Below are 12,389 nucleotides of genomic sequence, written 5' to 3'. Positions count from 1 at the left end.
ATATTGATAATATAAGTAAAGAGTTCAAAATTGAAATAAAAATATTCAGAAAGAAAATCAAGAGCCTCCGGAAATCAAAGCCTCAATGAGGGGTTAAAAATGGCTATGCCTTTTTAATGAAGATCTAAGAATATTTTTTATTCCGCTATTGGTAGATAGATTACCGCCTTCCATGTAGGTGATGGAGTACTTTCTACGTTTGGATTATTATAAAAAACTTCCAATGGTAGTCCTTGAGTTTTCAAATCCTTTTCATCGGCCGTGTAAAGTAGGTCATACCAGGCTTTATGAGATAACCTATAGTTTCCATGGAACACCGCTTTTAATGCGGTGGAAGACGGAAATTGCCTGAATAATACTTCTCCTGAAGGCCTTATATCCTGGGCAAGATTCACCGGAAAACAAAATTCAAAATCTATAATATTCTCCTCCCTATTCCATTTAATGATCTTCACAAATGGATTTCCTGTTAATTTTAGATTACGATTTAGAATGTAATCTTCCAGAATATCAATGGTTCCTACCATTTCTCTGGCCTTTCCTTTTACAGGAATATTTTCAGAAATATGACAAATACAGTCCAGAGCAGGTGAAATGATTATACTATCGGTAATTTGAATACGATAGGCCGTTTGTTCATTTTTCAATTTGTGTCTAAAAGTTAATAAATTTTGTTTTAAACTATCTATATATTTACTTTTCACAAAGGGATTTATGATATCCAGGCGGTTAACCAATGAATTCTCTTCAGATCTAACATTTAGGACAACTTCTGTAAGGCTGTCGTTTCTTTTTTCAAACTCCCAATAGAATTCTACCTGGGAATCGCTAAAAGAATTTACTTTTTGTGTTAGATTTTTGAAAGGTTCCCCTTGGATGACCGCAATATTATCTTCGGTAAGTTCAGGATTAAATCTTTTCCATTCTAAAATATCGTGATATGCATTACCTGGACCATATTTCGCGTCCATAGTGAATTGATAATCATATTTTTTTATAAATAAGTACCAGATCAATCCGGAAAGTACTAAAGTAAGGAATAATAAAATTATTTTTTTCATAGAATTACTTGGCCGCTAATTTCTCTTTGGAATTGGTCATTTCTAACTTATTTACAATATAGTTTCCAATTGCTTGGCCCTGGTCTAAACCTACTTCAATGGCGGCCCTATAATGAATTCCTCCATATAACCTGCTCTCTGCTGCCTCCCTCGAGGCATCTTTAAATGATTTAAAACTTCTAACCGGAAGACCATAATCCACTTCAGTATCATCATCAAAACTAAAATCATCTCCAAAAATATCTGTAAGCACAATAGCCGCAGCACCTGAAACTACAGAATGTCCACTAGTATATTCAGGAAATGGCGGGGTTTGCAATACTGAAGTCCAGCTATCATCAATGTATTTATTAATCAGAGTTTCGGGGCGAACCAGATTACTGCGATATTTCTCTTCCCAACAGCTAATAAAACCATCAGCAAGCGCTACAGAAACTTTCGTGTAAGCATAGACAGATTTATTAAAATCGGCTCCGGATTTCTGACAAGCTATTTTGGTAACACCCATCCAATGACCACCAGGAGTGATTTTTTTGGTTGCGAACATAAGATGTCCTCTTAGGATAGAAACATAAGGATTACAGTCCCAAAACTTAGCAATAGCCATCTTCTCACTATTCTCTTCGTCTTTTGCAATTTCCTCACGAATATTATAGACTTCCATTAATTCATTGTGGAAACGGCTTCCAGGCTCCATGGAAAACTCCGGTGGCGGCACTGGTTTAAACTGATTGGCTGCACTAATAGCGAATGGTCGTATTTTGCTCCAGTGTGGTTCTATACCGTCCATATAAGTTGGCGGTGTAGGTTGCCATCGGCTCTCCTCATCTGTATGTACAGAAAACTTAGGCATGGTGCGTGTTTCGGAATAATTATCCTTGGACATCCATTTTCTAATATGGCTTGCAACTTGCAAACCATAGGCTTCAGAAGCTTTAAAAGTTTCTTCGTCCTTGGTTTTCCAAATATTAAAAATGCTATCTCTCTTAACTATAAGTCTTTCTTCTGAAAAGACAAGATTTTTACCAATTTCGTAAAAAGCTACCACGGCAGCTATTTCAGGGTTAATTAATTCTGAGGTAGTTACAGGAGCGGGTGCAAGATCTTTTAATTGACCGGCCAGACTTTTATATTCTTTATTAAACTGCGCCATTACCTCGTAGGCAGCAATATTTGAATAAGTATAAACACGGCTCGCAACAGGCGGAGAAAATATATCATGCACCATTACCCTGGTAAGATGATCATTAGCCGAGTGGAAATCTTCTGAAGTAACTTCAATTTTTTGGGTCTCATTTTTACAGGAAAAGATAAGTATAGAAGAAAAAACAAGTAAAATTAAATTCTTCATATCAGTCAATTATTTTATACAATTCAGATTCGGCATCATTTATTGTAACCAATAAATAAGCTTGCTGCTGTATTTCAATTATGGAAAAATCTTTAACAGACTTTTGGGATAAATTTAAACCAATTTCATTGGAATTCAGAATTTTATCGGCATTTATTAGAAGAGCACCGCCAAAGGCATCAAACTTTCCATGATAAGGAGTAACACCAAAATAATTACCGCCCATCAACACTTCTTCATTACCGTCTTTATTAAAATCATACTTGAGCATGGCCTTTATAGGCGCCACCTGCAACTGCATATCAAACTCCCTGAAAATAAATTTTCCATTGTTATTTTCAAGATACCCGGAAGCCAGTGTATGCACTTCTCTCTTGGAAGCAACTTCTAGTTCTTTTTTAGTAAAAATCTCTTGGACAGTTTTACCTGCAAAATCTTTATAGGTGGCAAACCTTTTTCTTATAAGCACAGGTAATTGGGAAGCAAGTTCATCCAAGCCGTGAATGAAATAATATTTTTCATTTTTTTCAGTTGCTAGTAATGTTTCAGGTAAGCCGTTCTTATCAAAATCCTTAAAGTACATCAAAAGGGGATATTCCGTGGAAGCTTTAAATTTTGTATTCAATCCCCAATTTCCAAGAAGATAATCGGTATCCCCATCTTTGTCTATATCGAATGGCAAAATTTGCTGCCATAACCCATTTAATTTTTGAGAAATTAAGCTATCCGTCACATCTAAAAAAACTCCATTCATGTTTTCCAGAAACTTGGGAGCCATCCACTCCCCCACGACAATAAGATCGAGATCACCATCATTGTCGAAATCTTCCCAAATTGCGTCATTAATCATTCCCAGATCCTCAAAAATACGGGATTGGTCATTCATCGCAAAAGTTCCATTCTCATTCCTGAGTAGATAAGCCTTTGGAATTTCTCCATATTTGTAGTTGACAGCGTTGGAACCGATAAAAACATCTAGATCGCCATCCCCGTCATAATCAGCCGACTTAATAACCGAAGAATTTGCGTATATTTTGGGGAAAAGGCTATCCTTTCTAAAATCTCCAGCTTCATTTAAATAAAGTCGGTCCAGTAACCACTTATCATCTCCTACAGATTCTCCTCCCCCGGAAACAATTAAAACATCCTTTTTACCATCATTATTAAAATCGGCAATTTCGATATCGGTATCCTCGTAAAGGGAATCATTAAGGATACCTTTGGGTTTCTCCATGGTAAAACCTTTTTTATCCTGAAAAAACACCACAGATGGACTAAACCTGGACGCCCCAAACAGGACATCATCCAGGCCATCATTGTTTAGATCGGCTACTTCCACTGCAGGACCAAGATCTGAGATCTTGTGGGCTATTAATTTTTGAAGATCAAAATCTTCATAAAGATTTTCCTCATGTTTATAATTAAGGCCAAAATCAGATTCAGCTTCAGAAAACCATGATTTATTCTTTTTTTGGAACAATTCCATAAGATCGGCTTTCTTATTAGTAGCTTCCCATTTTATTTCCAGCATACTGTTTGGTTTCACTGAGGTTAGCGTTTTTAAAGTCTGGTCTGGCCAGATAATGCTAAGTGAATCTATGCGGGTGTTTTTAGGAATTCCAAAATGAATTATTGGTTCAGAAGAGGACTGGTATGCCTTTGTAGTATATAATTGGCGGTATTGTTTTCCTTTATCGGTATAAAGTATGGCTTTACTCCCGATACCAAATGTGTTTCCATTTCCTGCGCTTAATTTTATTTTAAGATAATTGCCGGTTGGTTCATTATTGATGTAGAGGCTTGGAGTTTTATTAATATTATTAGTAACAATATCAATATCCCCATCGTTATCCAAATCGGCGTAGGCTACACCAGTAGAGATCACTGAATCATTTGCAATCCATATATAAGACATATCTTCAAATGTTCCGTTGGAATTACCTTTAAAAACATAATTGGTAACTGCTCCCGAAGGCATTTTTTCCAGCGCTTCGTTATCTACCAAAGTGGTTTGATCTAGTTGTTGCTTAATTTGTTCATTGGAAGTGTATTTAATATAATCAAGATCATTCGGGCGTTTGGGAATCCCGTTCGTGATAAAAAGATCCTGTTGCCCGTCCTGATCAAGATCGGTAAAAAGGGCGCCCCAGCTCCAATCGGTCGCAGCAACGCCGCTCATAAGTGCAGTTTCAGCAAAATAATCCCCGTTCATATTTAACTGTAGCATATTGCGGCTGTATTGAGGATGGTATCCCAGTCGTTCTGTTTTTAAATTATGAAGATTTACGTCATCTTCACCTGCTGAGCGTTTGAGGATTTTCTCATCTTCCGGCAACATATCCAGCGTAATTAGATCTATAAATCCGTCATTATTAATATCGGCCACATCACTACCCATGGAAAACTTTGACACATGCCCAAATTTAGTTTTAAGGCTTTCAGTAAAAGTACCATCCCCATTATTCAGGTAATAATAGTCATCTTCATGAAAATCATTCCCAACGTAAATATCTGTAAATCCATCGTTATTAAAATCGGCGGTACTAATACCAAGTCCATAACTATTTGCTCCACCATAAATCCCCGCTTCTTCACTTACATCTATAAATTTCCCGTTTTCATTTAGAAATAATTTATCGCCACTCTCGTAAACCCTGTTATTCCTAATTTCAGCAGGACCAAAAGATTTATTGGTATGAATGGCATGATTTAGTAGGTACATGTCCAGATCTCCATCATTATCGGCATCAAAAAAAGCTGCCTGGGAAGAGTAATTTTCCAGATCAAGTCCAAATTCTTTAGCTTTTTCCGAGAATGTGAGATCTCCGTTATTGATATAAAGCTCATTATAACCGATAAAACCGTTTACTCCTACCACGGCACAGATATAAATATCAAGAAGACCATCCCCATTAACATCTGCCATGGTAGTCCCTGTATTCCAAGTGCTGTTCCCCTCTACTCCAGCCTTTTCAGTAATATCCTCGAATTTTAAATTTCCTTTATTGAGATAAAGGCGATTTTTTACCTGGTTTCCGGTAAAGTAGATATCCGGTAAACCATCATTATTAATATCGCCTATACTTACTCCTCCTCCGTTGTAGTAATAAAGGTAATCGAGAATATTCTGATCCCGGTTTTCGGTAAGTTTATTAATAAAATCTATCCCAGATGTTTCTGCCTGCAGGATTGATAAAAACTTTTTTTCCTTTTTAGCACATCCAAATAGACAACCGATGAGGACCAAAAAAATTAATGTCCTATTAATTATTGATTTCAAAAATTTTAGGTTTTTTATCGTTAATAGCTACTATTATAAATTGTCTGCCATTCTTATCTTTAAATCGGCGCAGGTGTTTTATATCCCCTTTAATAGAAAATCCGCTTTTGGCATACTCTTGCCAATCAAAATTCATTTCACCATCTCCAAGCAGTACATCTCCAAAGCTAGCATCCTGTCTTGAAAACTGGGGTTTAAATTCGTGATTATTCCCAGCCATTACCAGATCCAGATTACCGTCGTTATTCACATCTATAATGGAAATGCTATTTACATTGGAAAACTGGGTGCGGCTGGGCAGTATTTTGATTTTAAAATTTCCTTTGCCGTCATTAATAGCAATAATTGTTTCAGAAATCGCAACATCTTTTACAATTACATTGTCAAGTTTGTCTTTCGGCATTAATTCATTTATAGACTTTTTAGCATATTCAGATGCTTTTAAATTTTCTTTTTTCAGAAAAACTAGCTGGGAGATCATCTCCCTTTTCATGTGTATAGGATAATCTTTCCCATTTTTATTCTGCGTCACAATTTGTTCAATACTACCATTGCTGTCAAAATCGTTGATCCACATTTTCATAGGTTGATCCATTGATGGCTTATAGGGAATATTCGAACCTTTATTTCCAATTATTAGATCCTGGTCGCCATCATTATCGATGTCGGCAGCCTCTATTGTATTCCACCAGCCTGTGTAATCGGTTAAATTACTCTTGAAAAATGAAAGTCTTCTTCCTGAATTTTTAAAAATCTTGGGTGCGCCCCAATCCGAAACCGTTATGAGGTCTTTTTTGCCATCTCCATCTATATCCTCCCAGATAGCATCGGTGATCATACCAGCATATTTAACATCGTAAAGGATCCTTTCCGTAGCATTTGAAAAATTACCATCCCCTGTATTTTCCAAAAATAAGTGTTGAGGATCTATACCGTAATTAAGGACTATACTTCGGGAACCTATAAAAACGTCCATATCACCGTCTTGATCAAAATCGTAGGGGGCAATAACCGCAACATTATGGTTCACCGCCGGAATTACCCCTGTATAAGGCGAAAATCTTCCCTTCCCATCGTTAACATATAGCCGGGCCCTGTAATTACTCTCTTCTCCTAATTCATTGCCTCCTGAGCCAACCATAAGATCCTGATCGCCATCACCATCAAAATCAAAAAATGAAGCGGCAGTATCCTCAAATAGAAAGTCTGTATCCAGAGCCGGTTGCGAAGATTTCTCTAAATTTCCGTTCCCGTTATTTATATAGATAATTCCAGGTTGTCCCTTTGCTCCTCCAATAAATATGTCCTCATTTCCATCGCCATTAATATCGGCAACAGCAAGCGAAGGTCCTTCCTGAGACATTTTTTTATAGATCAATCCTTCATAATCAAAATCTGTATAAGAATTCTCGCTATGAGTTTCAAAATTTTTGTCCGACAATTCGGTGAACAATTGTTCCTGTTTTTTTATTGGTTTTGGATTATATTTTTCCAACGCTTCATTTTGATTCAGAATTATGGTGGAACTGGTTTTAATATTGCCAAGCAATTGTGTAGAATTATCTGGCCATATTATCCTTAGAGAATCTATTTCTTTTATTTTTCCAAGACCAATGTTCATTGTATAATCCATAGAGGATTGGAAACCTCTTGAAGGATTCTGCTCCTGCATAAAGATCTCATCATTATGATAAAGCCTGATGATACTTCCAATCCCAAAACTATTCTTCTGATTTCCTTTTAATTGAATTCGTAAATAATTTCTATCTTTTAATTTATCTGTATTATTTTTGTAAATAAAGGATTCCATATTTACATTATTCACTACAAGATCAAGATCCCCATCATTATCCAGATCTCCATAAGCACTACCATTTGATAAACTAGGGATTCCTAAACCCCATTTTTCTGCTGAATTTTCAAAATTAAGTTTTCCCATATTCTGAAAAGCATAATTGGGAAGCGGTGTAATAGGCATCTTATTAATTATTGAATCTATGGCCTCTTTTTTTCCTGTTAGAGCCATTTTCTGAATAATCTCATTCGCAAAAAAATCTACAAAATCAAGATCCGTAAGATCGTGATTGATTCCGTTGGTCACATAAATATCCCGATTGCCATCGTTATCCATATCAAAAATTAAACCCGCCCAGCTCCAGTCTGTACTTTCAACACCACTAAAGTGTGCTATTTCAGAAAACGTATTATTACCATTGTTTAGCTGAAGTGTATTATGGATATACTGTTGAAAGAAATCCTTGCTTTGTTTGAGCTTAAAAACATTATAACTTTCAAATTCCATAACAGATTTTACTCTCTCTTCAGTATCGGGCAACATATCAGTAACGAAAATATCTGCATAACCATCATTGTTAATATCTGCTATATCCACTCCCATGGCTGAAAGACTTAAATGTGAAGTCCAGTTTTCAATATCTTCGGTAAAAGTTCCGTCCTGATTATTGATATATAGATAATCCCTTTCGTAAAAATCATTGGAAACATAAATATCGGGATACAAATCATTATTAAAATCACTCACCACTACGCCCAAACCAAACCCAATCAAACTTCCATAAATATTCGCTTCTTCACTAACATCTACAAATTTGCCATCATCATTGCGCAATAACATATCTCCAACCCCTCGAAAAATTTTTGGAATACCTTCCCAGTCTTGGGCCCTTACTTCCCGCTGTTCCGCAAATCCCAAGCTACTCACAGGAATATTACTATTATTCAATATATATACATCCAGATCGCCATCCTTATCATAATCAAAGAAAGAGGCATGGGTGCTAAAACCGGTTTCGGCAAGATTATATTCTTTGGCTTTTTCGGTAAATGTTAGATCACCGTTGTTGATATATAGTTCGTTATTATGATTGTCCCCCTCCATATTGCCGGCATTGCTCACATAAATATCAAGCAGCCCGTCATTATTGATGTCTACCATGTTAACACCTGTAGACCATGGCTTGTTTCCTTCCACCCCCGCAGATGCCGAAATATCTTCAAATTGAAAATCACCCTTATTTAGATATAGTTTATTGGGTTTCATATTGCCGGTAAAGTAAATATCAGGCAAACCATCATTATTTATATCACCAATAGCTACTCCACCCCCATTATAAAAATTACGATACTTGAAAATATTAAAATCGGGGCTATTTTTTACTTCATTTATAAAATCTACTCCGGTCTCCTCAGATGGCATTAATGAAAAAAGTGTGTTTGTATTTACCTCTAACTTTTCTTCTTTTTTCTCCTTATTGTTGCAGGAGATAAGTGCTGAAAAAAAAATTAGGTTGAAAATTGACAAATATGATAGGGCTTTCATTTTTATTTAATTATTAATTTTCAAAATAGTTGGAGTACTATTATTAAATGTTACAATAAGATGTAACTCACCATTAATACAGATTTCCTGAATATCTCGGGCAGCCCCTGAAATATCAGGTATTTCCTTTTTATAAGTTTGAAAAAAACCCTTCTTATCATTGATAAGAACAGTTCCATGACTGGCGTCTAATCTACCCAATTGAGTGCTAATTTCATAGTTATTTCCTACCAAAAAAAGATCGGGAAAACCATCACTGTTAAAATCCTGTGTATCTATAGCAAAGATTGCCGAAACCTGTGTCTCAAAAGGTAAAACACGCTTTGTAAAAGTATTATCTCCATTATTTTCAAAATAGCAACTGGCTAATTCAAAAACCTGTTTCACTTCCGCATTCTTCTGATTTTCCCGGGTTAGAATCTCAGAAAAATCGGCTGCTGCATACTCTTTGTAACTAGGAAATTTCTTTTTTAAAAATGGCATTTGGTGGTCAAGTTCATCCTTAGAAGCAAAAGCTGTTTCCTTATCTTCATAAAAATAACTCACTACTGGATCTATAGATCCGTTTCCATCAAAATCTCCAAGATAAAGCTTTAAAGGTTTTTCTAAGGAAGCCTTAAGTCTGGAATTAAGCCCCCAGTTTCCTGCAACAATATCTATATCCCCATCGCCATCAAAATCTTCTGCAATCACCGCATTCCACCATCCGTTCGTATCTTCAAGCCCGACATCCAGTTTGCTTAGCTTCTTCCCATTATTTAGAAATATAGTGACAGGCATCCAATGACCAACCATTATGGCATCCTCAATAGTATCATTATTGATGTCTATCCAAATAATATCCTGAACATTTCCAGCATTCCTGAAGGATTCAGAATATTGACTGGTTACTTCTGTAAAGTTACCATTGCCATCGTTTAAAAATAAATATTGCACAGGAGTTTTACCGTATTCCCCCGGGACTATATTTGCACTAAAACAAAGATCGGGAAAGCCGTCTACATTTAAATCTACCGTGGTTACGCCCGAAGCATTTAGGGTGATTCCCTTAAATTGTTGATCATCCAAACAGAATTTTCCGTTTTCATTTAGGTATAATCGCGGTTGTAAAGGTTTTCCTTTAGTAAATTCATTACCCCCCCCAACCACTATTAAATCCTGATCCATATCACCATCTACATCCAGAAACAATTGATCGGTATCTTCTGATATAGCATCTTCCTCAAATATTTTTTGCTTAGATTTCTCTAAACTCCCATTTACATTTTGCAACCACAAATTCAAGCTCTGTGTTTTTCCTCCGCCAATTACGAGATCGTCAAGACCATCTTTGTTGATATCGGCTACTGAGGCACGTGGACTCTGATTAGCATAACCAAAAGGGATTAGAGGTTCAATATTAAATTCCAATGTGGATTGTTCGACATGTTTGTAATCTATCAAAGAATCCGTTCTAGTAAAAATAGAACTGATTTGAGGTTTTTTTAAAATAAGGCTGTCGGCATCGTTTATATTGAGTTCAATACTTCTATTGGTTTTAATATTGTATTTGGTTTCAGTTAAAAATCCCGGCCAGATTACCTTTAAAGAATCTATTAAGGAATGATTGCCAAGACCAAAATGTAATCCTGGGGCCAGAGAAGAAAGATAACCCCTGCTTAAATAATGTTCCTGTTGCTGAATTTTATCTCCGTAATATAAAATGATTTTTGCACCAATACCAAATTTGTTGGAATTATCTCCTTTAAGCTGAACCTTAAGAAAATTGTTTTTAATAGTTTTCTCTGAATTATTTTTAAAAATCCCGGCATTTTCGTCTGTGTTGTTCAATATTAAATCCAAATCCCCATCATTATCAAGATCAGCATATACAACACCATGACTAAAGCTAGGTTCCACATTTAGCCATTCATTTTTTCGATTTGCAAATGTATTATCTCCCTGATTCTGAAATATGTAGTTGGATATTTTTTTTTCAGGCAGCTCTTTTATAAGATCATCATAATTTTCAAAATTTCCTTGGCTTAGTTGTTTCTGAATTTTTTCATTTGAGATATACTTGATAAAATCCATGTCGTTGGTAGCACCTTTTATTCCATTCGTAATAAAAAGATCTTTATGGGTATCATTATCAAAATCGGCAAAAAGGGCTCCCCAAGACCAATCTGATGCTGAAATACCGCTAAGATATGCAGTTTCCGAAAAATTCAGGTTTCCTGTATTGATGTGTAGGGTGTTCTGCATGTATTGTGGTGAAAACCCATTTTTTAAATAGGTCGCATAAGTTTGAAATGGATATTCCAGTCCGGAGGTTTTGTAAGCCTTCAGGTCTTCAGGAAGCATATCTAGAGATAAGATGTCTGCAAGGCCATCATTATTTATATCGGCAATGTCGTTACCCATGGAAAAATGAGTAGTATGGCCCAACTTTTCAGGTTTATCTGAAATAAGCTCATGGAAACTTCCATTCTTCTGATTAATATATAAATAATCATTTTCAAAGAAATCATTCCCAACATAGATATCAGGATACAAATCGTTATTAAGATCTCCAACTGCCACACCCAGTCCATAACCAATCACTCCCTGGAATATTCCCGCTTCAGAAGAGACATCAGTAAAAAATCCATTATCGTTTCTAAACAACCGGTCCCCAGATTTTAGATCATAACCTTGCCTTTTTTCCCCTCTTCCGTAATTTCTGTTGGGATACACGGAATGATTTAATAAGAACATATCAAGATCTCCATCCTGATCATAATCCAAGAAAACAGACTGAGTAGAGAAACCTGAAAAATCAAGGCCATATTTTGCAGACTGTTCGTCAAAAACGGGAATACCATTTTCATCAGGGCCTTGATTCACATAGAGTAGGTTATGCCCATTCAGATTAAGAAAACCACTTACTTTACAAATATAAAGGTCTAGTAAACCATCTCCGTTAATATCTATATTACTAACTCCTGTAGTCCATCCTTGGGAGTTATCAATTTGGGAGAATGAAGTAATATCTTCAAATTTAAAATTACCTGTATTTAAATAAAGTTTATCCTCTTGCTCATTAGATGTGAAATACAAATCTATTAGGCCATCCTGATTATAATCCCCAGCAGCCACGCCACCTCCATTATAATAATACAAATAATTAAAAATGTTTAATTCTGAATTTGAATTAAGTTCATTAGAGAAATATAGATTTGAATGCGAAGATTCTATCCTTTCGAAAAGATATCCTTCTTTTTTACAAGCCTGAAAAAACAGGATTATAAAGATAGAAACTAAGAATATTTTTTTCTTTTTTACCACGGATTCTTTAACTGTATTTTGAGGCAATCTATTATAAAATATCAATTTTAA

General features: G+C 35.7%; 5 protein-coding genes. All 5 read right to left on the bottom strand.

What is annotated here, in order from left to right; translation table 11 throughout:
• Window positions 1–137: 137 nt before the first annotated feature.
• The 5 genes from H033_RS0110215 to H033_RS0110195 are packed head-to-tail and all read right to left on the bottom strand — an operon-like array spanning window position 138 to window position 12,383.
• Window positions 138–1,061 carry a GyrI-like domain-containing protein gene (locus tag H033_RS0110215; RefSeq protein WP_026838235.1) on the bottom strand — a complete coding sequence of 308 codons (924 nt, stop codon included), beginning with the start codon at window positions 1,059–1,061 and terminating at the stop codon, window positions 138–140.
• Between the two features lie 4 nt (window positions 1,062–1,065).
• Window positions 1,066–2,412: a vanadium-dependent haloperoxidase gene (locus tag H033_RS0110210; protein ID WP_026838234.1), complete on the bottom strand. Its 1,347-nt coding sequence runs from the start codon at window positions 2,410–2,412 to the stop codon at window positions 1,066–1,068.
• A 1-nt stretch (window position 2,413) separates the two neighbouring features.
• Entirely contained in the window at window positions 2,414–5,692 is a 3,279-nt protein-coding gene (locus H033_RS0110205; RefSeq protein WP_231367593.1) for a VCBS repeat-containing protein, read from the bottom strand.
• The gene (locus H033_RS0110200) at window positions 5,676–9,032 is read right to left on the bottom strand and encodes an FG-GAP-like repeat-containing protein (RefSeq protein WP_026838232.1); all 3,357 of its coding nucleotides are present in this window, start codon (window positions 9,030–9,032) and stop codon (window positions 5,676–5,678) included. The genes H033_RS0110205 and H033_RS0110200 overlap by 17 nt, the downstream gene beginning before the upstream one ends.
• Before the next feature lie 6 nt (window positions 9,033–9,038).
• Window positions 9,039–12,383, bottom strand: a complete 3,345-nt coding sequence (locus H033_RS0110195) for a VCBS repeat-containing protein (RefSeq protein ID WP_231367592.1) — start codon at window positions 12,381–12,383, stop codon at window positions 9,039–9,041.
• Window positions 12,384–12,389: the final 6 nt, after the last annotated feature.

The organism is Gillisia sp. JM1 (assembly GCF_000424645.1).
GTDB lineage: Bacteria > Bacteroidota > Bacteroidia > Flavobacteriales > Flavobacteriaceae > Gillisia.
Note: the sequence above shows the minus strand (reverse complement) of the source record. Positions and strands in the feature narration are given on the sequence as shown.

Coding starts and splice junctions, on each gene's coding strand:
- H033_RS0110210 (WP_026838234.1), bottom strand. CDS start 2,412: ATGAAGAATTTAATTTTACTTGTTTTTTCTTCTATACTTATCTTTTCC.
- H033_RS0110215 (WP_026838235.1), bottom strand. CDS start 1,061: ATGAAAAAAATAATTTTATTATTCCTTACTTTAGTACTTTCCGGATTG.
- H033_RS0110200 (WP_026838232.1), bottom strand. CDS start 9,032: ATGAAAGCCCTATCATATTTGTCAATTTTCAACCTAATTTTTTTTTCA.